Raw genomic sequence first — 23695 nt, 5'->3', positions numbered from 1 at the left:
GCAGCTCTCGGCAGCTCCAGGCACCGGCAGACGGCCTGGGTCAGTGACCGACGGTGTCGGAGTCGACCCGCTCCTCGGCTCCCGTGTCGAGCGCCGAGATGGCGCTGATCTCGTCAGCGGTGAGAGTGAAGTCGAAGACGTCGAGGTTCTGGACCATCCGCGCTGGGTTCGTCGAGCGCGGAACGGGCACGATCCCGAGCTCGACATCCCAACGGAGAATGATCTGGGCAGGAGTCTTGCCGTACGTGGCGGCGATCGCCGCCAGCGTCGGGTCGTCGCGCAGCCCCGAGCCTGAGCCGAGCGGGCTCCACGCAGCGGTGACGATGCCGTGAGCGCGGTGATAGGCCACCTGATCGTGCCGGGTGATCCGGGGACTGAGCTGGATCTGGTTCACCACCGGCAGGATCGTCGCTTCGGCGAGCAGCCGGTCCAGATGAGCCGGCGTGAAGTTGGAGACCCCGATCGAGCGTGCCTTGCCGTCCTCGACCAGCTGCTCGAACGTACGCCACGTGGACACGTACTCGTTGCGCTGCGGCAGCGGCCAGTGGATCAGCAGCAGATCGACGTAGTCCGTGCCGAGCTGGCGCAAGCACTCGTCCAGGCCGGCAACAGCACGAGAGTCCCCTTGGAACTCACCGTCCAGCTTCGTGGTGAGGAACAGCTCGTCCCGCCCGATGCCGCTGTCGCGGATGCCCTGACCCACGCCTCGCTGGTTCCCGTAGCGGTAGGCGGTGTCGATGTGGCGGAACCCGGCTTCGATGGCGTTCACGATCACCGGCACGATCGCGTCGTCGTCCAGCGCAGTCCCCAGTCCGATCTGGGGGATGCTGTGGCCGTCACTGAGCTGCACGCGGGGAACCGTCATGGGTAGACCTTTCTGAAGCGCCTTCGGCGCGTCGACCGCATCAGTGATCGGCACGCAACGGGTGGGAGCGACCTCTGGTTCCGGCCGAGCCGAGAACCTACCTCACGGCGACGAGACGGCGCGGTGTGAGCTCTGGTGCGGCGCGATCGAGGCGATCCCGGCCCCTCTCGGCACGAGCGTCGCGTCGGCTCACGATCGGTACGGGAACCGACTGGCGACCACTTCTCCCCAGGGCAGGACGTTTGTCCACACCGACTTCTTGGTCGTTCGCGCGACGTTGCCGCACGCTCCTGACTCCCGATCGAAGGAGTCCCGATGCCCGCTGCACGCCTGCTGCTCCGACCGGCTGTCGACGCCCGACCTCCCGCCCAGACCTGGCTTGGGAGGCCGCCGTCCGACCCGGTGCCACCCGACCAGCCGCCGTTGGGGTTCAGCGAGGAGACCGCGCCGCTGACGGGCCCGCCGACCCCCGCCGCGTCGCGGTCGGTCAGCGTCGACACCGTCCCCGCCGGGCTGGATCCGGCGCGGTCGCGGGAGCTCGACCTGCAGGCCCGCACCTGGGCGCCCTGGTTCGCCCAGCTGCTGGTCGAGGCCATCGACGGTCGCCGCTCACTGGAGCCGTTGGGTCACTGGCTGGACGACTGGGTGCTGGCCGAGGTGAGCCGACGGCTCCGGCTGCAGAGCCGCTCCCGAGCCCGCAACCCGACCACGACGCCGCAGGCCCCCGGGTCGGTGCTGTCGCTCCGCGCGCAGTTCAGCCACCCGCGGGTGCTGGAGGTCGCCGTGCACCTGCGCCGCGGCCGACGGTCGTACGCCTGCGCCTTCCAGCTCCGCCGGATCGGCGCGCGGTGGCGGTGCACCGCCCTGGAGCTGCGGGGGTGAAGCCTCGGCGTCAGCCGCGGAGCAGGACCCAGGTCCGGCCCGGGGCCAACGGGAGGTCGCGCCCGTCGCCGTCGAGGAACCGCAGCGGTTTCGAGGGGGCCGAGCGCTGCCAGGTGCCGGTGAGCCGACGCCCGTCCCGGTAGATCACGACCGTGCCCCGCCCGGTGGTGTCGGAGCGGACCGAGCGTGCACCGTTGACGTCGGCGTTGCCGTCGGGAGCGTTCTTCACCGACATCATCACGACGTTGTCGGTGGTGGCCTTGGTCCCGGAGTCGCCGTCGGCGTACGGCTGCCCGTTCCACCGGACTACGTAGCGACCGCCGGCCGGGGCGAACGTGAAGCGGTCCCCGCCGACCCGGCCGGAGACGTCACCGTCCTTCGGCGCGGCGGCCCAGCGTGGGTCGGCGGCGGCAAAGGTCCACCCGATCGTCCGGGCCGGCCTCAGCTCCGCCTCGGCGGCGATGGCGTCGAGGTCGACGAACACGTTGTGGGGCGCCACCCGGGAACCGTCCCGGTCCGAGCGCGGCAGCGCCCTGATTGACGCCCGGTCGATGCTGCGCTGGACCTTGCGGTTCGCCCCGGAGTACACCAGACCCGGCGTGCCGAACAGCGGCAGCAGCACGACGTCGGTGCTGCGGGCACTGCGCACCGGACCGAGACGCGAGGGGAAGCGGCTGTGGTAGACCGCCACCAGCCGGGTGAGCGAGCCCTCCACCTCCTCGACGAAGACGATGTCGGCCGAACCCAACCCGACCTGCGGGCGGGCCGCGGCGATGTTCTCGACCTTGACCGCCAGCACCCCGGCGGCCGAGGGCTTCTTCCCGGTCAACGGGTCCACGGCGGGTGGTCGGGGCGTCGCGGCGGTGCCCGGTGGCGGGCTCGACGACGGCGCCGCGGACGCGCTCGCGCTGGTCAGCGGTGGCGCGACCGCCCCGGACCCGTCCCCTTGACCAGTCAGGGCGACGGCCGATCCGACACCCACCAGCACCACCGCCGCGCTCACCGCGACGATCGTGTGCGCCCGGCCCCAGACGAATCCCGCCATCCGTCAGGAGACCTCTCTCAGCTCGCTCCTGCTCGGCCGTGGCACATCTTGAACTTCTTCCCGGATCCGCAGGGGCACGGCGCGTTGCGTCCGACGCCGTCGTACTCGCTGGTGACCTTGGCGGTGGTGGTGGCTACCGAGCCGTCCTCACCCGGAGCCGAGTAGGACACCGCGCGCTTGCCGTTGGTGCGGCCGTTGAGCCCCTTGGCGGAGATCTTCGGCCGGGTGAACGGCGTCTCGGGCTCAGGTTCGGCCGGCGGCTCGATCTCCAGCTGGTCGTCGTCCCCGCCGACGGTGTGCACCTCGACCCCGGGTCCGTCCGGATCGGGGCCGCTCTCCACCAGCGGGGCCGCGGTGATCCGGGTGGGCCGCCCGGTGCCGTCGGTGACCACACCGACCTGGGGGCCGGCCTGCTGGACCTGCACGTCGAGGTGGAAGACGAAGCCCACCACCTCCTCCATGAAGGCCTCCATCATCTGGTTGAACATGTGCCCGCCCTCGCGCTGGTACTCGACCAGCGGATCGCGCTGCGCCATGGCCCGCAGACCGATGCCCTCGCGGAGGTAGTCCATCTCGTACAGGTGCTCGCGCCACTTGCGGTCCAGCACGGTGAGCAGGACCCGACGCTCGAGCTCCCGCATCACGTCGGCGCCCAGCTGCTCCTCGCGCTTGTCGTACGCGGCTTCGGCATCGGCGACGAAGGCTTCCTCGAGCTCGTCGCGCTCGAGGTCGTCGCGCTCCGCGTAGTCCGAGAGCGATAGGCTCACCGGGTAGAGCGTCTTCATCTGGGTCCACAGCTGCTCGAGGTCCCAGTCCTCGGCGAAGCCCTCGGTGGCCACCCGGACGTACTGCCGGACCACGGTGTCGACAGTGGTGCGCAGCTGCTGCTCGACGTCGGCACCCTCCAGCACCTTGCGCCGGTCGCCGTAGATGGCGTGCCGCTGGCGGTTCATCACGTCGTCGTACTTGAGGATGTTCTTGCGGATCTCGAAGTTCTGCGCCTCGACCTGGCCCTGGGCACTCGCGATCGACGACGACACCCGCTTGTTCTCGATCGGCTGGTCGTCGGGCACCTTGAGCGCCTGCAGCACCCACTCCACGATGTCGGACTTGAACAGCCGCATCAGGTCATCGCCCAGGGACAGGTAGAACCGGCTCTCGCCGGGGTCGCCCTGACGACCGGAGCGGCCGCGCAGCTGGTTGTCGATCCGTCGCGACTCGTGCCGCTCGGACCCCACCACGTAGAGACCGCCCGCCTCGACGACCTCCTCGTGCTCGCTGGCGGTTTCCTCCTCGATCGAGGCGAGGATCTCCGGGTACTGCTTCTCGTACTCCTCGGAGTGGTCGACCGGGTCGATGCCCTGGTCGCGGAGCAGCTTGTCGGCCAGGAACTCCGGGTTGCCACCGAGGATGATGTCGGTGCCACGACCGGCCATGTTGGTGGAGACGGTGACGGCGCCCTTGCGACCCGCCAGGGCGACGATCGCCGCCTCGCGGTCGTGCTGCTTGGCGTTCAGCACCTCGTGCTGCACGCCCGCCTTCTTGAGCATGGTCGACAGGATCTCGGACTTGGCCACCGAGGCGGTGCCGATCAGCACCGGCTGACCCTTCTCGTGCCGCTCCGCCACGTCGTCGACGATGGCGGTGAACTTCGCTTCCTCGGTGCGGTAGATCAGGTCCCGCTCGTCGGCCCGGATCATGTCCTTGTTGGTGGGGATGGGCACCACCCCCAGGCCGTAGATCTTCTGGAACTCGGCGGCCTCGGTCAGCGCGGTGCCGGTCATCCCGGACAGCTTGTCGTACATCCGGAAGTAGTTCTGCAGGGTGATCGTGGCCAGCGTCTGGTACTCCTCGCGGATCTGCACCCGCTCCTTGGCCTCGATGGCCTGGTGCAGACCCTCGTTGTAGCGACGACCGACCAGGGTGCGACCGGTGTGCTCGTCGACGATCAGGATCTCGCCGTCCAGGTTGACGTAGTCACGATCGAGCTTGAACAGCTCCTTGGCCTTGATGGCGTTGTTCAGGTACGAGATCAGCGGGGTGTTGGCCGACTCGTAGAGGTTGTCGATCCCGAGCCGGTCCTCCACGACGTCGATGCCGGCCTCCAGGATGGAGACGGTCTTCTTCTTCTCGTCGACCTCGTAGTGCCGGTCCCGCTCCAGCCGGTTGACCAGCTTGGCGAAGGTCGGATACCACTCGTGGGAGTCCTCGGCCGGACCGGAGATGATCAGCGGCGTGCGGGCCTCGTCGACCAGGATCGAGTCGACCTCGTCGACGATCGCGAAGTGGTGGCCACGCTGGACGCACTCGTCCAGGCTCAGGGCCATGTTGTCGCGCAGGTAGTCGAAGCCGAACTCGTTGTTGGTCCCGTACGTGATGTCGGCGTCGTACGCCCGGCGACGGGAGGCCGGGTCCATCTGAGAGAGGATCGCCCCGACCTCGAGACCGAGGAAGTGGTGGATCCGGCCCATCTGCTCGGACTGGAACTTGGCCAGGTAGTCGTTGACCGTGATGACGTGGACGCCCTTGCCGGTGAGCGCGTTCAGGTAGGAGGGCAACGTGGCGACCAGGGTCTTGCCCTCACCGGTCTTCATCTCCGCGATGTTCCCCAGGTGCAGCGCGGCGCCGCCCATCAGCTGCACGTCGAAGTGCCGCTTGCCCAGCACCCGCCGACTCGCCTCCCGGACGGTGGCGAACGACTCGGGCAGCAACGAGTCCAGGCTCTCGCCGTTCTCGAGCCGCTGCCTGAAGTCGGCGGTCTGACCGATGAGCTCCTCGTCGCTCATGGCGACGAAGTCCTCCTCGATCGAGTTGACCTGGTTGGCGATCTGCTTGAGCTGCTTGAGGATCTTGCCTTCCCCGAAGCGGAGCAGCTTGTCCATCAAAGCCACGTGAACTGGTCCCTCACTCGATCGGTACCGGGCGCGCCCGGTCTGGTCGGACCGGTGCACTCGCGACAACCCATCACGACGGAGCACCGGACGCGACCCCCATGGTAGGCCGTCCCGCGCAGGCGGAGGCGAGTCTCGGGCCCAGATCGCCGAGTGGGACGACCTCGACGCCGTCCAGACCGAGCCAGCCGGCCATCGCGACCAGCTCGTCGCCCAGGGCGGCGCAGGTCTCCCCCGGGTCGGCGCCGGGCTCCAGCCAGGCCGAGTTGACCCGCAGCACCGCCCGGGCGCGGTCGGCCTTGAGGTCCACCCGGGCGACCATCGCGGAGTCGAGAAGGAACGGGTAGACGTAGTAGCCGTACACCCGCTTGGCGGGGGGCACGTAGATCTCGATCCGGTAGCGGAAGTCGAACAGCTGTTCGAGGCGGCGGCGTTCGAAGACCAGGGAGTCGAAGGGGCTGAGGAGCGCCCGCGCCCGGATCTGACGAGGGACCCGCGCCGCATGCCACAGGTAGACCCCGGTCTCGGCCCACCCGGGCACCGCCACCGGCACCAGCTCACCCGCCTCGACCAGACCGGCGACGGCCGCCCCGGCGCGGGCGGTGGACATCCGGAAGTAGTCGGCGAGACACCTGGTGGTCGCGATGCCCAGGGCCTGCGCCGCGCGTCGGACCAGGGCGACGTCCGCCTCGTCCCGGCTCGGCGTCGGCTGCGCGACGATCTCGGGAGGCAGCACCCGTTCGGTCAGGTCGTACTGACGCTCGAACTGGCGGTTGCGCCCGGCAGCGGTGATCTCGCCGGTCCAGAACAGCAGTTCCAGGCACGTCTTGACCGACGACCAGTTCCACCCCCAGTGGTCGTGGCGGCGCTCCTCCTGGTGCTCGATCTCCCGCGCCGTCAACGGTCCGCGCCCCGACAGCTCGGCCCGCACGTCGTCGACGAGCTGCGGGTGCTCGGCCCGGATCTTGTCCAGCCGCTCGCGCGCCTGCTCCGCCGCCGCCGCCATCCGCCACCGCAGCGCCGGCTGCAGCCGGACGTCGATGAGGCTCGCCTCGTGCCCCCAGTACTCGAACAACCGCCGCGGTGGTCGTTGGGCCGCCCGGTGCAGCAGCTCCACGTCGTAGGGACCCAGGCGGGAGAACAGGGGCAGGTAGTGAGCGCGGGCGACGATGTTGACCGAGTCGATCTGGAACTGAGCCAACCGGTCGATGGTCGCCTGCACGTCGCGCATGGTGGCCCGCGGCGGGGCCGGGCGACCGAACCCCTGGGCGGCCAGCGCGACCCGGCGGGCCTGGTCCAGGCTGAGATGATCCCTGACTCGTGCTGCGGTGACGCTCACCTCCCGGAGGCTAGGTCACGCCACCGACAGTCTGCGTGGACACCGGTTCCGAGGGTCGAGAACGTCTGGCCGAACTGGTCGCGCACTTCGTGACGTCGTGAGTCGAGGGTGTCGCGCGTGCAGGTGAGGATGACACGCCGCTAGCGGCAGTGACGTTGCAGATCAGCGTGAGCCGAGACAGATGGACCAAGAACTGAGGTGGTGGCCGCTGGCCTTCCACGCTGGTGCAGCCGCCGACGCGATCTGAGGACGAGGTAGAGAACAAAAATGCTGGTGGAGCTACTCGACGATTGCTCGACAGGCGACCAGGTGATCACGTCACAGGGCGCTGGCTGATCCCCGCATCCTCCAGCGGCAAGATGGGCGACATTCGCTGTCCCGGGTAGCGGGGGCGTCGGTGTGGTCGGCACCAATCAGTGGTTCGGGGTCCGGGTCCGGCGCGGCACCAGGTGCATGATCGCCACCGCCAGCGCGCCGACGGCAAGGCCGATCAGGGCGGAAGCCAGGGTGTTCACCAGCCAAGCCAGTACTCCGCCGAGGACCGGCACCGCGTCCGCGACGACCCTCTCGGCTGCGTGCACCAGGGCGTAGGGAGTGTGCCAGCCCAGTTCGTCGCTGCCGTTCAACAGGATGTGCCCCCCGACCCAGAGCATCGCCACCACCCCGACCGTGGACAACAAGGCCAGCAACTTGGGCATGCCTCGGACCAGCAGGAGACCGATCCGTCGGGCGGTGCTGGAACTGCGCTCCGACAGGTGCAGTCCAACGTCGTCCATCTTCACGATCAGCCCGACGACGCCGTACACCAGCAGGGTGATACCGATGGCCACCACGACGAGGATGACCGCGCGGGACACCAACCCTTCCTCGGCGACCTCGTTGAGAGAGATGACCATGATCTCGGCCGACAGGATGAAGTCGGTGCGGATGGCGCTCTTGACCATGGTGTTCTCCTGGTCAGCACCTCGGGTGGCCGCGGGCCGCTCCTCGTGCTCGCCGTGGCCCCCGGTGACCCTCTCGTAGATCTTCTCCGCGCCCTCGAAACACAGGTAGATCCCGCCGATCATCAAGATGGGCGCCAACAGCCAGGGCAGGAACTGACTCAGGACCAAGATCACCGGCAGGATGATCAGCAGCTTGTTGCGCAGTGAACCCAGCGCGATCCGCTTGATCATCGGCAGCTCGCGGTCGGCGGTGAAGCCGTGGACGTAGCGCGGCGTCACCGCGGTGTCGTCGACCACCACGCCCGCCGCCTTGGCGCTGGCGCGGCCAGCAGCCGCGCCGACGTCGTCGACGGAGGCGGCAGCCAGCTTGACCATGGCGGCCACGTCGTCGAGCAAACCGACGAGACCGCCGCTCACAGGGGGAGACGCATCTGCTGGATCATGGGCTGACGCTACCCGTCCCACAGACCCACTCCTCAGCGCCCGGCGGCTTCGGCCTCAGCAATCCGGTGATCACCACAGTTCTCGGGCACCGGTGACGCCGTCAGGACGGCCCTGCCGGGTACCACACCGTAGGCCTGGTCGTCCCTGGTGAGATCGGTGGTCGCGTGATCGATCACCCGGTCAGCGCCCCATCCCGTGACCAGGTCCAGGTCGGCCATGGCACAGACCGCCGTCACTGGTGCGCCTAGAGCTTGACCACCCCGGGGAACTCATGTCCCAAGACCGGAGTCCGCGGCCTGACCAGACCGCTGAACGATCTCATCACGCAGGGTTTCGCGGCTCGGCACGCGCAGTCCGTCCGGTTCACCGTGGTGCCGTGAACCTGAACGAGTGCCTCGACGTCCAACGGTCGGCTCGGCGCTATCCCGCGGTGATCAACATGAACTCGGTGGCGGGAGAGCCCTCGTCGTCCGGGCACGACATCGCCATCGTCGGCTTCCGGGCCAACGGCTACAAGATCGCCGATCCGGACGAGCCGACCCGCAACGGCGCCCGGTAGACCGGGACCCAGATCGGGCCTGGAACAAGTACGACCGGTTCACCGCCGTCAGCTGACCTCAGGCCGGGGTTCCCCGCGCCGTCGGCGGAGCACCCCGACCCAGACCGGGCGAAGCTGTCCGCGCACGCAACCCTGTCGCCTCCTCCGGCGTAGACAGATCACCGGAATCCGCCGGGCGATGTCGAAGGAGACCAGCCATGCGACGACGAACACGAACACCACTGCTGATCGCAGCCACACTCGGGGTGGCCACCGCGAGCGTGCTGGCTCAGGCCCCACCGGCTTCGGCCGAGCCCGAGTGCCTGACGGGCAGCTCCGACTTCGATCGTGACGGCACCCCCGACATCGCCGTCGGGGTCCCCGGCGGCTCCGGGCGCGCCGGGGCGGTCCAGGTCCGGCTGAGCAACAAGGGCAAGCCCGTCACGACCACGGTCACCGGCGCGCCGGGATTCGGCACCGCGACGACCACGCTGAGCTCCTACGCCGGCCGCGGGGACGTCGCTCTCTGCAGCCAGCTCGTGGTCGGCAGCCCGGACGAGAGCGCTCGCGCCGGCCGACCAGCCGGCGGCGTCGTGCACGTGTACACGTACAGCACGTCGACGAAGTCGTTCGTACGCCGCGCGACGTTCCATCCGGAGAGCCCCGGCATGTGGGGCACCGACCAGCCGGGGGCCAGGTTCGGGGCAGCCCTGGCTGCCGAGCAGCGAACCGCGGGCGGTTCGCAGCCGCCCTTTGCCCGGCTCTTTGTCGGCTCGCCGAACCAGGAGGTCTGGGACAGCCCCGAGAGCGGACAGATCACCTCCTTCCGGATCGACGACGCGCGGGTCCCCGAGGTGCAGGATCCCTACACGCTGGACTTCGGCGACGAGATCCTCGGCGACTCGGCGCCACCGTCCAAGGCCCATCTCGGCGCCTCGCTGAGTGTCTCGGGCAACCTGGTCGTCATCGGCGTGCCCGGTCAGACGGTGGCCGGTGCGGCGACGGCGGGATCAGTGATCATCGACCAGTTCGGCGATGTCGACGGGTTCTTGCCGCGGGAGCTCTCGCAGGCCAGCCCGGGCGTTCCGGGCACGGCGGAGGCCGGAGACCGGTTCGGGACGTCAGTGCACCTGGTGGCGGCCTCGGGTGGCCGCGCGCCGACCCTGCTGGTGGGCACCCCGGGTGAGGATGTCGGACGCCTCAAGGACGCGGGCTCGGTGACCGTGCTGCGGGTCTCGCGCAGCACGGGCAAGACCGAGGGCACGGTGCGGACCGTCGACCAGAACTCGGCCGGGATGGCCGGCTCGGCCGAGGCCGACGACCAGCTCGGAGCCGCAGTGTCGAGTGTGCGGTACGGGTCGTCGATCGCGTACCTGGTCGGTGCTCCCGGTGAGGACGTCGGCAAGGCCCGGGATGCCGGGATGGTGCAGACGATCGGCAACGGCAAGGGCTGGACGCAGAGCACCGCGGGCGTGCCGGGAACCGCGGAGGCGGGCGACCGGATGGGCGCCTCGTTGGCCGGGTCACCCGCCACCGGCGCGAAGAAGCCGCTGGTCGGCATCCCCGGTGAGGACCTCGCGACCGGTGCCGTGCTCGTCGGGCTCCCGATCGACGGTGGCTCGGTCAGCTATCTGAAGGGCACCAGGATCGGCAACCGGTACGGCTACTCCGTCGCACCCTGAGGCTGCATCCGATCGGGGTGAGCAGCGTCGGTGGTCGCTTCGGCGGCCACCGACGCGGCCGGGTTGTCACGGGCGAGCCGGGTCCCAGCGGCCGCCCAGGGGAACGTCACACGGGGACGGCGGCGTTCTCCAGGCGGATCACGCCGTAGTCGTACGCCTTGCGGCGGTAGACCACGGCCGGCGCCTCGCCGTGGTCGGAGTCCATGAACAGGTAGAAGTCGTGCCCGACCAGCTCCATCTCGTGCAAGGCCTGGTCCAGCGTCATCGGCGTCGCGGCGTGCCTCTTCTCGCGCACCACCAGGGGACCCTCACCGTGCACCTCCATGCCGGCCACGTTGTGGATGTCGGTGCCGTTGGTGGCGGTGACCTCCGACGGCACCTCGGGCAGCTCGGCCGCCGCCTCGTGCAACGACATCGGTCGGTGCGAACCCCGGTGCACCCGCTTGCGGTCGGCGGCCTTGCGGAGCTGGGCCATCAGCTTGTCCAGCGCGAGGTCGAAGGCGGCGCTCTTGTCCTCCGAGGCCGCCTCGGCCCGGACCACCGGACCCTTCGTCCGCAAGGTGATCTCCACCCGACTGGCCTGGTCGTGCTGTCGCTTGTTCCGTTCCGCCGAGACCTCGACCTCCACCCGGATCACTCGGTCATCGAGCTTCTCCAAGCGGGTGATCTTGTCCTCGACGTAGTCGCGGAACGTGTCCGACACCGTGCAGTGCCGGCTCTTGACGACAACATCCATGGTCAGCCTCCAGCAGTAGTAGCGACCGGGCCGGTTCACTCTGGCCCTCACCCGTGACGCTAGCCCCCGACCGTCTGGTTGACCATGGCGCCCCGACGATCTTGGGGCACTTCTCAGTAGGTGGACAGCCGCCGGACAGTGGCCGCGACGGTGGCCGCGCCCAGCACCTCGAAGCCGGCCTCGGTCAGCCGAGCGGTGGCCTCGGTGAGGCTGGCTCCCGTCGTCACCAGGTCGTCGACCACCACCAGCGCCGGCCCGTCGGGCCGGACGCCGACGGTCGTGGGACCACGTCGCAGCCGCAGTCCACCCCGTAGGTTCGCCGCCCGCTGGCTGGCGTCCAGACCGGACTGGTCGGCCAGTCCGGCACGCTGAGCCAGCAGACCCGCGCTGCGGACCGGCCGGGTCCGGGCGAGCCGGCGGGAGGCCCGCCGGGCCAGGGCGGCGGTGGCGTCGAAGCCGCGGGAGCGGACGGCCGAGGCCGCGGAGGGCACCGGCACCAGCACCACTGGCTCGCCCGGCAGGACCTGCTGCGCCGCCAGCAGCTCGTCGACGGCCGCGGCCAGGCGGTCGCCCAGCAGCGACGTCAGCATCAACGCCTGATCCTCCTTGTGGGCGCCCAGCAGACCGCGATGCACCTCGTCGTACGGGCCGGCGGTCGCCGCCAGCGGGAACCCGACCGGGGCGGGATCAGGCGAGGCCAACGTGGTGGGCTGGTCCTGCAGGTGCTCCCGACAAGCCGGGCAGGCACCCCACCACGGTGCGCCGCAACCAGGACAGCCGGCACCGAGCAGCAGATCGGCTGTCGCCGACCACCACCGGCTCACCCCCGTAGCCTCGACCCGCTCGTCCACCCGGCAAGTCTGGCACCCTCGCGCTGCCCCCGCCCGGCCCGAGCTCAGCCGGGGGCGGCGATCGCGTCGACACCCTTCAGCAGGGTCACCCACTGGGTGCTGCCGTCCCGCCAGGTCTGCCCGGTCCGGTCCAGCACCACGACTGCCTGGCTCCTGAGCAGCATCGCCAGCGACACCGCGTCCCAGGCGATGGGTTCTCCCACCGCCGCGATGGCCGACGCGTCCTGGCTGACCCGGTAGACGGTCAGGGGGGCGTCCGCGGAAGCACCCCCGAGGACCGCGATCCGCGTGGCGTCGGACCAGACCAGGTCGCGCAGCAGACTGAGGTCCGGGGTGGTGGAGCGAGTCACGTCGAGGGGGAGCCAGCCGTCCAGTCGCAGCCGCTCGCCGCGCACGATGCGTGCCAGCCCCAGCTCCGTGCGCCCGTCGACCTCCCGGATCAGAGCCATCCGCACGCCGTCCGGGCTGATCGCGAAGGCCCGGACCCGACCCCGGCTGAGGAGGGTGGTGTCGACCTCCTCGACCCGGCCGTCACGCTCGGCCCAGAGGCGCTGCCGACCATCGCGACGACCGACGGCCCACAGCTCGCCGAACCGGGTGAACTCCGGTCGGAGCAGGTCGGTGGCGCCCTCGACGACGGCACGGACGGTCCCGTCGGCCACGTCGGCGCGGCGGAGCACGGTGCCGTCATCGGTGACGACGGCGATGTCGGAGGCCGTCGTGGACACGGCGAGCGAGTCGACCTGCCAGCGACCGGCTCCCAGCGGGCCCGGCACCGGGATCGCCTGGCCCGGGTCGGTGAGCGAGGTCGAGGCGGTGACCGTCACCTTGGTGCCCTGGACGGTGTAGACGGAGTCCACGATCCCGGCCGGGATCGGGTCGAAGTCAGCGAAGCGGGAGTCCAGGGAGACCTCGAAGGTGCCCGGGTCGGCCCCCGGGATGGCGTACGGCTTCTGGTCCACCGTGAAGACGACGCCCTGGATGCCGGTCGGCTGCAGGGTGTTCAGCACCTGAGCCGCCATCAGCGTCCGCTGCCCGTCGTTCAGACTGAGCACGTTGTCGCTGAGGGCCACCTGAGCCACGTCGTCGTTGATGGTGACGGCATCGACGCTGAGGGCCGTGCCCTCCGGGATGGCGCTGGTCACCGCGGGCGCCAGCCAGTCCGACGGGCCGTTGAGCAGGGCGCGCATCAGCACCGACGCGGTGCTCGCCGGGTTCCGCAGGTTCGGCAGGTAGATCGGGTTGGGGACCAGCGCGCTGCCGTTGCCGACGAAGTAGAGGTTGTAGGACTGGTAGAACGAGCTGAAGGCGAACTCGGCGACCATCAGCCCCGGTGGCGGGGTGCTGATCCGCCACTCGCCGTTCTCCTTGACCAGACCGAAGTTGACCCGCCAGGAACGGTCCTGGGCCACGTAGGTCCGGTCCGGGCCCAGCGACCCGACCAGCCGGCCGTCGAGGATGACAGTGGTGCCGGCGGCCTGGATCGAACCGGAGTAGATGGACACCCCGGACTCGGGCGCCCACTTCTCGCCGGCCCCGGTGGTCAGGAACTGGCGGGCCACCGCGTAGTTCGGCTGGAAGTTCGAGGTGGCCCGCAGGAAGCCCTGGACGACCTGCTTCGGCTCATCCCCCGGCGAGGGTGGCGCGACGTCGACGTTCAGGCAGTTCTGGCACGCGGGGGGCTGCCCCTCCACCCGCTCGACCGGTCCCGAGGTCGGCACGCTGACGCAGCCGGCGAGCAGCCCCAGCAGCCCGGCCAGCGCAGCCACCAGCAGGAGCACCCTCGATCCGGCGCTGCCGGACCTCGTGCGGAGCCGGGTCACCGGGAGGCTCCGGCGGCGTCGGACGGTGACGGCGAGGTGGGCGGGGCGGGCGACGGGGAAGCTGGGGGTGGCGAGGACGTGGGCGGGGGTGGCGAGGGCGTGGGCGGCGGCGCGGGTGGGCCGGCCGGCGGGAACGGGGAACCGGTGGTGCCCAGGGGAGGCCGCGACCCCGTCGACGACCCCGTCGGCGTCGAGGGCGACGTCGAGGGCGAGGGCGCCTGCCCGTCGTCGGCTGCCGGGACCGAGCTGACCTGAGCCAGGACCCCGGAGGTCGCCACCCCCGGCTCGATGGGCAGGGCGGGGAGCACCAGGTCACGTGGCACCAGCGGCAGCGGCGACGACTCGATCACCCCGCCGGCGTGACGGGGGACGGTCAGCCGGAACTGGGCGCCCATCCCGGGCCGTCCCCAGGCGGTCAACCAGCCCTTGTGCAGGTTGGCGTCCTCCATCGAGATGGCCAGCCCCAGTCCGGTCCCGCCCACGGTCCGGGCACGGGCGGGATCGGCCCGCCAGAAACGGTGGAACACCTGCTTGGCCTGGCTCGCCTCGAAGCCGACCCCGTGGTCGCGCACCGCCACCGCCACCGCGTGGGCGTCGGACTCCACCAGGATGTCGATGGGTCGGCCGTCACCGTGCTCGATGGCGTTCACCAGCAGGTTGCGGAGCACCCGCTCGATCCGTCGGGAGTCCACCTCGGCGAACCCCGGTTCGGGGGCGTGCACCCGGATCTCCGAGCCGCTGCTGCGGGCCAGCTGCTCCGACGCCTCGACCACCCGGGCCACGACGTCGCGCAGGTCCACCTCGATGACCGAGAGCACGGCCGCGCCGGCGTCGAACCGGGAGATCTCCAGCAGGTCGGTCAGCAGCGCCTCGAACCGGTCGAGCTCGGTCTGCAGCAGCTCGGCGGAGCGGGCCGCGATCGGGTCGAAGTCCTCGCGCGTCTCGTACAGCACCTCGGCGGCCATCCGTACGGTGGTCAGCGGTGTCCGCAGCTCGTGCGAGACGTCGGAGACGAATCGCTGCTGGACCCGGGACAGCTCCTCCAGCTGACTGATCTGCTTCTGCAGCTCTGAGGCCATGTAGTTCATCGACGTGGCCAGGCGAGCGAGGTCGTCGCGACCACGGACCTTCATCCGGTCGTCCAGGTTGCCCGAGGCCAGACTCTCCGCGGCGCGGCGCGCGGCCCGGATCGGCACCACGACCTGGCGAGCCACCAGGGCGGCGATGAAGGTCAGCAGCACCACCAGGATCGCCCCGGTGCTGACCACGGCGGTCCGCAGCACGGCCAGGATGTTGACCTGCTGGGTGAGCGGGAAGACGAAGTAGATCTCGTAGCGACCGGTGCCGGGCAGCGTCAGACCCGAGCCGGCAGCGATCCCGGCGACCGGGCCGGTGTCGTCGCGGTAGACCACCTGCGTCGGCGTCAGCAGCAGGTCGTCGCTGATGGCCACCTGCGCCCGCAGCGTGTCGGGGATGCTGGCCGGCGAGACGTCGCCGGCGGTGATGGTCTGGCCGCCGGACACGATGATCACGTCGTACTGGTCGCTACCCCCGGAACGGTTGGCGAAGCCCAGCGCGAGCTCGGTCAGCTTCTTGTCCGGGTTGGGGTCCCCGGTGAGGTCCGCGGAGTTGAGCTGCTGCTGCGCGGCATCGAGGGCCTGCCTGGCCTCGATGCTGACCGAGTCGTTCTTGGCCTCGAGCACCCCGATGCTGGCCTGTCGCATCAGCAGGAACCCGCCGAGCACCAGGACGACCACGGACGCCCCGAACACCGACAAGATCACCCGCAGCGGCAGCGACTGCCACCACCACTCGACCGGCAGACGCCACCAGGGCCGTTGACCGGCGGTCAGCGACGGGAGGTTCGACACGGCTCGGCCGGACCCGGCGCGCGGCGGGTCACGTCGGCTCGCCGGCCTTGTAGCCGATGCCGCGGACGGTCACGACGATCTCCGGGTGCTCGGGATCGCGCTCGATCTTGGACCGCAGCCGCTGGACGTGCACGTTGACCAGACGGGTGTCGGCCGCGTGCCGATAGCCCCAGACCTGCTCCAGCAGCACCTCCCGGCTGAACACCTGCCAGGGCCGCCGGGCCAGCGCGAGCAGCAGGTCGAACTCCAGGGGGGTGAGCTGGATGGGGACGCCGTTCCGCTTGACGGTGTGGCCGTCGACGTTGATGACGAGGTCGCCGATCCGGAGCATCTCCTGGTCGACCTCCTCGGGCGAGCGACGCAGCCGGGTCTTGATCCGGGCGATCAGCTCCTTGGCCTTGAACGGCTTGGCCACGTAGTCGTCCGCCCCGGCCTCCAGCCCCGCCACGACGTCGATGGTGTCGGACTTCGCCGTGAGCATCACGATCGGGACGAGCGACTCGGCCCGGATCTCGCGGCAGATGGCCACGCCGTCCTTGCCCGGCAGCATCAGGTCCAGCAGCACCAGGTCGGGCCGGGCGTCGCGGTAGGCGTCCAGGGCCTTGTCGCCGTGCGCGCACCAGATGGGGTCGAAGCCCTCGTTGCGCAGCACCAGGGACAGCATCTCCGCCAGGGCGGCATCGTCGTCGACCACCAGCACCCGGCCCTTGTCGGTACGTCCGTCCTGCGTCCGTCCGGACTCGTGGGCACCGATCTGGTCAGCCGACACCGTGGCCTCCGACACGCGCTTTCCCTCCATCAGGTATGGGATCCCCGGGCTTCGCCGCCCCGGGCACCATCGACGCCCTCATCCTATGCGGGCACACCAGGTCACGGCTCGATATCGACCCGGGCCGGGCGTTTCCCGACCACGGACGGCTTGCGTGTGCGCCGCTCGGCCTTGGGGGGCGGGTTTTCCGACCACGGACGGCTTCGGCGCCCGCCGCTCGGCCCTCGGGGGCGGATTTTCCGACCACGGACGGCTTACGTGTACGCCGCTCGGCCTCCGGGGGCGGGTTTTCCGACCACGGACGGCTTGTCCGTTTGCCGTTTGCCGACCACGGACCGCCTAGGTACGCGCCCTGGGGTTTGCTGTTTCGGCAACAGACGATGCCAATTCGGCCGATGCCCTCCATGATGGAACCGACATCCGCACCGAGGAGATCCATGCCCGACCGCCAGACCCACGAGCGCCAGACCCACGAGCACCAGACCCACGAGCACCGGACCAGTGGGCACGACACCCAGCAGGCGCACGCCCCCCACGGGACCGACCAACCGGACTCCACCGACCCGGCCGTGTTCTGGGAGGAGTTCTACGGCCCTGGTCGGCGGCCCTGGAGCGGGCGTCCGAACGCCCTGCTCGTCGAGGAGCTGGCGTCCCGCCCGCTGACCCCGGCCACCGTGCTGGATCTCGGCAGCGGCACGGGCGGCGACGCCCTCTGGTTCGCGGGTCTCGGCTGGACCGTGACCGGCGTCGACCTCTCGGCCACCGCGTTGGCCATCGCGGCCCAGGCGGCCGACGAGGAGGGACGCGCGAGCACGATCACCTTCCTCCGCTGCGACCTGACGACCGACTTCCCCACCGGGTCCTGGGACCTCGTGGTGGCGAGCTACCTGCAGTCCCCCGTCGCCCTGGACCGCGATCTGGTGCTCCGCCGCGCCGCGGCGGCCGTCGCACCGGGCGGCACCCTGCTGGTGCTCGGCCACGAGCGCTTCCCGGCGTCACACCAGAGCGCGCTGACCGAGCTTCCGACCACCTTCGACGTCCTGGCCAGCCTCGACCTGACGGGCTGGACCGTCGTGCGGGCCGAACCCGTCGCCGTCCAGCACGCCTCGGCCGACAGCGGGCACGATGAGCGGTTCGACCACGTGATCCGGATCCGGAAGAACCCGCGCTGACCGGAGTCCCGACCGGGATCGACCGAAACGGCAGCAGCCCCGACCGGCAGCAGCCCCCGACCGGCAGCACCCCGACCGGCAGCAGCCCCGACGGCTAGCGGCCCCCGCGGGAGCGGGGTCAGCCGGTCGGCGCGCTGACGACGGACAGCAGCCGCAGCTTGTCGTGGCTCTCGCTGCCGGGCGGCGCGGTGTAGACCAGCAGCGAGTGCGACTGCTCCGGGTCCAGCAGCACCTGACAGGACAGCTCCAGGAACCCGACGACCGGGTGCAGATAGCGTTTCACGCCCCTGGGTCGGATACCGACCTCGTGCTCCTTCCAGAGCGCGCGGAACTCCGGGTGCGACTCGAGCAGCCGTACGAGTCCCGCGGCCCGGGACGCCAGGCCCCGCCGGGTCACCACGCCGCGCAGGCCCGACTGGTTCCAGGCGATCCGGAGCCGGTAGCGATCCCTGAGCCGGCGTGCCGATCGGCGACGGCGCAGCGGTCAGTTCCACTCGGGGTCCTCGACCCAGGTGGCCAGGAAGGCGAGCTCGTTCTTCTGCCGACGCAGCACCCGACGCCACAGACCGGTGGGCCGCCGGCCGAACACGTCGTCGTACTCGGCCGGCACCACGTGCCACATCTGCTGAGCCACCTCGCCGGCGAGCTGGCCGGGTGACCAGCCCGCATAGCCGGCGAAGATCCGCAGGTCCGCGTACGCGCCGGCGACGATCTCGATCGGGGTGTCCAGGTGCAGCAGCCCGACCCGGTCGAACAGGCGCCGCCAGCCAGGAGGCTCCTCACCGCCCTCGGGCAGGCTGGCCAGGCAGATCGCGCCGTTGGGGGACACCGGCCCGCCGTGGAACAGCAGCTTGGGCTCGCTCACCGAAGGCACCCAGTCCGGCAGCACCGACTCCAGGGTCATCTGCGAGATCTCGTTCAGGATCACGCCGAGCGCGCCGTCCTCGTCGCTGTCCAGGACCAGCACCACGGACTGGTCGAAGACGCCGTCGGTCAGCGTGACGCCCGCCACCAGCAGGTCGCCGGGTTCGGGAGTGGTGCCGTTCACCGGACCACCTGTCGCCGGAGCAGCAGTCGGAAGAGGAGCCAACCGAGGGCAAGGCCGAGCAGGTCGGCGACGGCGTCGAGGGGGTCCCCCGTGCGTCCGGAACCCGGCTGGGCCTGGACGATCTCGCTGACCACCGCGTTCACCGCGAACACGACGGCTAACGCCGCGACAGCGAGTGGTCGCACCGACCGACCGGCTCGCGCGGCGTACAGCTGGGACGTCGTCAGCACCAGGAACATGGGCAGGGCGAAGCCTAGGGCGTGCTGCACCTTGTCGGCACTCGGGAACCACGAGGGCCGCACCGGACCCGCGGCACCGTAGAGCCCGATCTGCTGAGCCGCGACCGCCGACGCACTGGCCAGCACGAGCAGTGGAGGGCCCCAGCGGGACCGCCCCGGTTCGCGCGGAGTGGCTCGGCTCAGACGACGACCTCGGTGTCGGTGGGCAGCTCGGCCGGTCCGCCGGCCGCGACCCGGACGGCCTGGGCGACCCGGCGGTGCACGTCGGCGTGGAACACGCTGGGGGTGATGTAGGTGGCGTTCAGCTCGTCGTCGCCGACCACCGAAGCCAGTGCCTGTGCCGCGGCGATCAGCATCGACGACGTGATGTCGGTCGACCGGGCGTCCAGCAGCCCACGGAAGACCCCGGGGAAGGCGAGCACGTTGTTGATCTGGTTCGGGAAGTCGCTGCGCCCGGTGGCGACCACCTCGGCGTACTGGGTGGCCTCGGCCGGATCGATCTCCGGCTCCGGGTTGGCCAGCGCGAACACGATCGCTCGGTCCGCCATGGTGGCCACCGCAGCGGCGTCGATCACCCGCGGTGCCGACACGCCGATGAACACGTCGGCGCCGGCCAGCGCCTCCTTGAGCGAGCACTCCAGGTTGTCGGGGTTGGTGTTCTCGGCCAACCACTTGAGCTGTCCGGAGATCCCCGGTCGGGTCCGGGAGACGATCCCGTCGATGTCGGCCACCACCACGTGACCCACGCCGGCCGCCAGCAACAGCTTCAGGATCGCCGTCCCCGCCGCCCCCGCGCCCGACAGCACAACCCGGATCTTGGTGATGTCCTTCTCCACCACCCGCAACGCGTTGTACAAGGCGGCCAGCACCACGATCGCGGTGCCGTGCTGGTCGTCGTGGAACACCGGGATGTCCAGCTGCTCCCGCAACCGCGCCTCGATCTCGAAGCACCGCGGCGCGGAGATGTCCTCCAGGTTGATGCCGGCGAACCCGGGCGCGATCGCCTTCACCACCGCGACGATCTCGTCGGTGTCCTGGGTGTCCAGGCACAGCGGCCACGCGTCGATGCCGCCGAACCGCTTGAACAGCGCAGCCTTGCCCTCCATCACCGGCATCGCCGCCTCCGGACCGATGTTGCCCAGACCCAGCACCGCGGAACCGTCGCTCACGACCGCTACCGTGTTGCGCTTGATCGTCAACCGGCGGGCATCGTCCTTGTTCTTGGCGATCGCCAGGCAGACCCGGGCCACACCCGGGGTGTAGATCATCGACAGATCGTCACGGTTGCGGATCGGCAGCTTGGCGTTCATCTCGATCTTGCCGCCCAGGTGCATCAGGAACGTCCGGTCGCTGACCCGACCGATGGTCACTCCCGGCACCGCCCGCATCGCCTCGACCAGCTCGTCGGCGTGATCGGTGTCCCGCGCGGCACAGGTGACGTCGATGCGCAGCCGATCGTGACCGGACGCGGTGACGTCGAGCGCAGTCACCGCGCCCCCGGCCTGCTCCACCGCCGCGGTCAGGTGACTGACCGCCGCACCTCCCGCCGGGACCTCGAGACGGACGGTGATCGAGTAGGAGACCGACGGCGCTGCGCTCATGGCGGGGAGTCTTGCACGCCACCACCGTCGACGTCTCTATGTGAACATTGCGGTCACGACACTGCTCCTGCGGTCTGCGTCACAGCCGGGTGATCAGCGCGAGACGCGACCTCTGAGGATGCTGTGCCAGTAGAGCTCTGGCTGCAGGAAGCGGTCGTACGCCCAGGTGAAGCGGCGAGGCTTCACCAGGTCGATCAGCGGCACGCTGGGCGTGAGGGTGCCGGCCCGGTCGAACTCGGCCAGCACGAGTCGATTCCGGCCCACGGTGATGGGGGCTGTCGAGTAGCCGTCGTAGCCGACCAGCGGTCGCCCCGCTCGGCGCCGACCGATGTTGTCGGCCACCACCGCGACCTGCTTGCGCAAGGCCCCGCCGGAACGCGACGCGGCCACGTCGGCGGCGTCCCCGAGACCCCACACCGCCAGGTGTCGCCGGTGCGCCAGCGTGGCCGGGTCCACCTCGACCATGCCGGGGACATGGGCGTCCAGCGCGCTGTCGTCCTCGCCGGCCGGTCCGTCGGTGCCCGGGACACCCAGCCCGGAAGCGGACACCCAGGCCGGCGGTCGGTGACGGGGCACCAGGTGCAGCAGGTCGTACGGCAGCCGGGTGTCCCGGTGCTCCCCCGGGCCGCCCTGGTCGAGGTGCAGAAGTCGGTTCCCGGTGTCGACCCGACGCACCCGGGTGCTCGTGAGCACCGTGATGCCGAAGCGATCGGCGACGGCCTGGAGCTCGCGGTCCACCGCTGGGATGCCGAAGATGGTCGGCCACGGGACGATCAGCGTGACGGTCAACCGTCCCAGCACGCCCGTGCGTCGCCAGTGGTCGGCGGCCAGGAACAGCGGCTTCAGCGCCGCGCCGGCACAGGGCACCGGGCCGGCGCCCACCACGAAGACGGCGTGGCCCTCGGTCAGCCCCTCGACCAGCTCCCAGGTGTACGGCGCCCGCTCGTCGACGTAGTTCGAGGACCCGTACGCCGAGTGCACCGCGGCCTGGCTGCCCGGCACGTCGTCCCAGTCCGGGGTGACCCCGGGGCACAGCACCAGGTCCCCGCCCGAGATCTGCCGGCCGCCCGCGGTCTCGACCCGACGAGCCGCGGGATCGACCCCGGTGACCTCGTCCAGGCACCAGGTGACACCGGCCGGGACCACCTCGCTCTGGGGCCGCTCGAGGTCGGCGAGCGTGGCCTGGCCACCGCCGACGTAGGAGAGGAGGGGACGGTAGCGATGGGTTCGTCGGGGGTCGATCAGCGCGATGTCGGTGAACCCGTCGCGCCGCAGCCGCGCCGCGAGCGAGATACCGGCCTGGCCGGCCCCGACGATGACGACGTCATGGTGGTCGCCACGGCCGTCCCGCCCGGAGATCAGGCGGCCGTCCCGTCCGGTGATCAGGCGGCCGTCCCGTCCGGTGATCAGGCGGCCGTCCCGTCCGGGTCGGAGGTCTCGTCGAGGATGTCGTCGAGGGCCTCGCGGACGGCTTGCCGGGTGGCCAACCGGACCGACGCCGCCTGCTGGAGGTCGGCGTTGTCGGCGTCGGCGAGCCGCTGGCGCTCGGTCTTCTCCGCGTCGAGCGCAGCGTCGCGGGCGTAGCGGATGCGGTCCCAGATGTCGTGGGTCACGTGGAGATCTCTCTGTGCTGGGGAACGTTCTCTCTCCTGCAGTTCCCGTCGGCCCACCGATCGGATGCGCCCAGCCGGAAGCAGGACGGGGCGCCGGGAGCAGGACGGGGCGCGAGAAACAGGACGGGCGGGTGGAAGCAGGACCGGCTGCGCGGTGTTGTCCCAGGAGATGACGTCCGTGACCCCGCACGACCCACCCTCCCCCGTCCAGCCCCGACCCGGCCCTCCCCGGGTCTGGCTCCCCCGCCGCGTGTGGATCACCGCCGCGGCCGCGGAGCAGCCGCACACCGCGGAGATCGTCCGGCGCTGCGAGGCGGCCGGGGTGACCGAGATCGAGACGCTGTCGGGCAACCGGTTGACCGGACTCAGCGGTGGCAGCGAGCGGGAGGTCTACGCTCGCGCCAAGTCCACCCTCGCGGTGGTGGTGGCACCGCCCAGTGCACTCAAACCGCAGCCGATCCCGCCGAGCGCCGACTGGCGGATCGATCTGGCACGGGGGTGTCCGGCGCACTGCCAGTACTGCTATCTGGCCGGGTCGTTGACCGGTCCCCCGGTCACCCGGCTCTACGCCAACCTCGACGACGTGCTGGCCGGGATCGGCACCCACGCCGGCCGGGGGACGGTGACCAGCGCCTCGGCGGACCGCGCCCACGAGGGCACCACCTTCGAGCTGTCCTGCTACACCGACCCGCTGGGGCTGGAGCACCTGTCCGGCGCCTTGGCCCTAGCCATCAGCCGGGTCGGGGCCGGCGCGTACGGGGCGGAGGCCTCGCTGCGGTTCACCACCAAGTACGACGGGGTGGGTGCGCTGCTGGATCTGGACCACGCGCGCCGCACCCGGGTCCGGTTCTCGGTCAACGCGGCGCCGGTGGCGCGACGCTTCGAGGGCGGCACGGCCGCGGTGTCGGCACGGTTGGCCGCACTCGCGTCGATGGCGCGGGCGGGTTACCCGGTCGGACTCACGCTGGCGCCGGTGATGCCGGTCGTCGACTGGCGGGAGGCGTACGGGCAGCTGCTCGACGACGTCGCCACAGCGCTCGACGGCGTCGCCGGGCTCGACCTGACCGCCGAGATCATCACCCACCGCTTCACCCCGGGGAGCAAGGAGGTGCTGCTCGGCTGGTACCCGCAGACCCGGCTGGAGATGGATGAGGAGCGCCGCACCCCGAAGCGATCCAAGTTCGGCGGGGTGAAGTTCGTCTACGACAAGACGACCATGGCCGAGATGAGGTCCTGGTTCACCGCGGAGCTGGACCGCCGGCTGCCGAACGCCCGCCTCCTCTACTGGACCTGAGTCGGCCGCCGGCGGCGAGGCCCGGTCGAGGCGGCTCCTCCCCGTGGT

General features: G+C 70.7%; 22 protein-coding genes. 5 read left to right on the top strand and 17 right to left on the bottom strand.

Translation table 11 applies throughout. The annotated features are described in order from the left end of the window. Nucleotides 1–40: 40 nt before the first annotated feature. On the bottom strand, nt 41–865 hold the full coding sequence (locus ABD714_RS05040) for an aldo/keto reductase (protein WP_344811165.1): 825 nt from the start codon (nt 863–865) through the stop codon (nt 41–43). Nucleotides 866–1180: 315 nt separating this feature from the next. On the opposite strand from ABD714_RS05040, the gene ABD714_RS05035 reads away from it, so the two are divergent. Beyond that, complete coding sequence (locus ABD714_RS05035; RefSeq protein WP_344811164.1) at nt 1181–1747, top strand: Rv3235 family protein; 567 nt, start codon at nt 1181–1183, stop codon at nt 1745–1747. Nucleotides 1748–1757: 10 nt separating this feature from the next. Here the strand turns inward: ABD714_RS05035 and ABD714_RS05030 are convergent, their stop codons facing one another. The 5 genes from ABD714_RS05030 to ABD714_RS05010 all read right to left on the bottom strand — a co-directional run bounded on the left by ABD714_RS05030 (nt 1758) and on the right by ABD714_RS05010 (nt 8628). Continuing rightward, nucleotides 1758–2792, bottom strand: a complete 1035-nt coding sequence (locus tag ABD714_RS05030; RefSeq protein WP_344811163.1) for a DUF3048 domain-containing protein — start codon at nt 2790–2792, stop codon at nt 1758–1760. A gap of 17 nt (nt 2793–2809) precedes the next feature. Then, on the bottom strand, nt 2810–5683 hold the full coding sequence (gene secA / locus ABD714_RS05025) for a preprotein translocase subunit SecA (protein WP_486348147.1): 2874 nt from the start codon (nt 5681–5683) through the stop codon (nt 2810–2812). Nucleotides 5684–5756: 73 nt separating this feature from the next. Next, the gene (locus ABD714_RS05020; RefSeq protein WP_344811161.1) at nt 5757–7022 is read right to left on the bottom strand and encodes a winged helix-turn-helix domain-containing protein; all 1266 of its coding nucleotides are present in this window, start codon (nt 7020–7022) and stop codon (nt 5757–5759) included. A gap of 413 nt (nt 7023–7435) precedes the next feature. Continuing rightward, entirely contained in the window at nt 7436–8383 is a 948-nt protein-coding gene (locus tag ABD714_RS05015; RefSeq protein ID WP_344811160.1) for a DUF808 domain-containing protein, read from the bottom strand. A gap of 59 nt (nt 8384–8442) precedes the next feature. Further along, nucleotides 8443–8628 carry a hypothetical protein gene (locus ABD714_RS05010; protein WP_344811159.1) on the bottom strand — a complete coding sequence of 62 codons (186 nt, stop codon included), beginning with the start codon at nt 8626–8628 and terminating at the stop codon, nt 8443–8445. 158 nt (nt 8629–8786) lie between these two features. On the opposite strand from ABD714_RS05010, the gene ABD714_RS05005 reads away from it, so the two are divergent. Further along, nucleotides 8787–8969, top strand: a complete 183-nt coding sequence (locus ABD714_RS05005) for a hypothetical protein (RefSeq protein WP_344811158.1) — start codon at nt 8787–8789, stop codon at nt 8967–8969. Nucleotides 8970–9166: 197 nt separating this feature from the next. Beyond that, on the top strand, nt 9167–10630 hold the full coding sequence (locus tag ABD714_RS05000) for an FG-GAP repeat protein (RefSeq protein ID WP_344811157.1): 1464 nt from the start codon (nt 9167–9169) through the stop codon (nt 10628–10630). 106 nt (nt 10631–10736) lie between these two features. Here the strand turns inward: ABD714_RS05000 and hpf are convergent, their stop codons facing one another. The 5 genes from hpf to mtrA form a co-directional block, all read right to left on the bottom strand. After that, the gene (hpf, locus tag ABD714_RS04995; RefSeq protein WP_344811156.1) at nt 10737–11366 is read right to left on the bottom strand and encodes a ribosome hibernation-promoting factor, HPF/YfiA family; all 630 of its coding nucleotides are present in this window, start codon (nt 11364–11366) and stop codon (nt 10737–10739) included. Between the two features lie 113 nt (nt 11367–11479). Then, nucleotides 11480–12217 carry a ComF family protein gene (locus ABD714_RS04990; protein WP_344811155.1) on the bottom strand — a complete coding sequence of 246 codons (738 nt, stop codon included), beginning with the start codon at nt 12215–12217 and terminating at the stop codon, nt 11480–11482. Between the two features lie 44 nt (nt 12218–12261). Further along, nucleotides 12262–14040, bottom strand: coding sequence for an LpqB family beta-propeller domain-containing protein (locus ABD714_RS04985; RefSeq protein WP_344811154.1), 1779 nt, complete (start codon nt 14038–14040; stop codon nt 12262–12264). Continuing rightward, nucleotides 14037–15911, bottom strand: coding sequence for an MtrAB system histidine kinase MtrB (gene mtrB, locus ABD714_RS04980; protein WP_344811153.1), 1875 nt, complete (start codon nt 15909–15911; stop codon nt 14037–14039). Before mtrB ends, ABD714_RS04985 begins: the two co-directional genes overlap by 4 nt. A 28-nt stretch (nt 15912–15939) precedes the next feature. Beyond that, entirely contained in the window at nt 15940–16710 is a 771-nt protein-coding gene (gene mtrA / locus ABD714_RS04975; protein ID WP_344811152.1) for an MtrAB system response regulator MtrA, read from the bottom strand. A gap of 407 nt (nt 16711–17117) precedes the next feature. On the opposite strand from mtrA, the gene ABD714_RS04970 reads away from it, so the two are divergent. Next, entirely contained in the window at nt 17118–17852 is a 735-nt protein-coding gene (locus ABD714_RS04970) for a class I SAM-dependent methyltransferase (protein ID WP_344811151.1), read from the top strand. A gap of 118 nt (nt 17853–17970) precedes the next feature. Here the strand turns inward: ABD714_RS04970 and ABD714_RS04965 are convergent, their stop codons facing one another. The 6 genes from ABD714_RS04965 to ABD714_RS04940 all read right to left on the bottom strand — a co-directional run bounded on the left by ABD714_RS04965 (nt 17971) and on the right by ABD714_RS04940 (nt 22353). After that, nucleotides 17971–18252, bottom strand: coding sequence for an MmyB family transcriptional regulator (locus tag ABD714_RS04965; protein ID WP_344811150.1), 282 nt, complete (start codon nt 18250–18252; stop codon nt 17971–17973). 84 nt (nt 18253–18336) lie between these two features. After that, nucleotides 18337–18900 (bottom strand): YqgE/AlgH family protein, encoded by a 564-nt coding sequence (locus ABD714_RS04960; protein ID WP_344811149.1) that lies wholly within the window; start codon nt 18898–18900, stop codon nt 18337–18339. Beyond that, complete coding sequence (locus ABD714_RS04955) at nt 18897–19265, bottom strand: hypothetical protein (RefSeq protein ID WP_344811147.1); 369 nt, start codon at nt 19263–19265, stop codon at nt 18897–18899. Before ABD714_RS04955 ends, ABD714_RS04960 begins: the two co-directional genes overlap by 4 nt. A gap of 53 nt (nt 19266–19318) precedes the next feature. After that, entirely contained in the window at nt 19319–20740 is a 1422-nt protein-coding gene (locus tag ABD714_RS04950) for an NAD-dependent malic enzyme (RefSeq protein WP_344811146.1), read from the bottom strand. A 93-nt stretch (nt 20741–20833) separates the two neighbouring features. Then, complete coding sequence (locus ABD714_RS04945) at nt 20834–22057, bottom strand: NAD(P)/FAD-dependent oxidoreductase (protein ID WP_344811285.1); 1224 nt, start codon at nt 22055–22057, stop codon at nt 20834–20836. A gap of 89 nt (nt 22058–22146) precedes the next feature. Further along, nucleotides 22147–22353 (bottom strand): hypothetical protein, encoded by a 207-nt coding sequence (locus tag ABD714_RS04940; RefSeq protein ID WP_344811292.1) that lies wholly within the window; start codon nt 22351–22353, stop codon nt 22147–22149. A gap of 178 nt (nt 22354–22531) precedes the next feature. On the opposite strand from ABD714_RS04940, the gene ABD714_RS04935 reads away from it, so the two are divergent. Next, complete coding sequence (locus ABD714_RS04935; protein ID WP_344811145.1) at nt 22532–23647, top strand: SPL family radical SAM protein; 1116 nt, start codon at nt 22532–22534, stop codon at nt 23645–23647. The last annotated feature ends 48 nt before the right edge of the window (nt 23648–23695 follow it).

Origin of the sequence: Microlunatus aurantiacus (assembly GCF_039536605.1) — a bacterium.
Lineage (GTDB): Bacteria > Actinomycetota > Actinomycetes > Propionibacteriales > Propionibacteriaceae > Microlunatus > Microlunatus aurantiacus.
The sequence above is the reverse complement of the archived record's forward strand: the minus strand, read 5'-3'. Positions and strand labels throughout refer to the sequence as shown.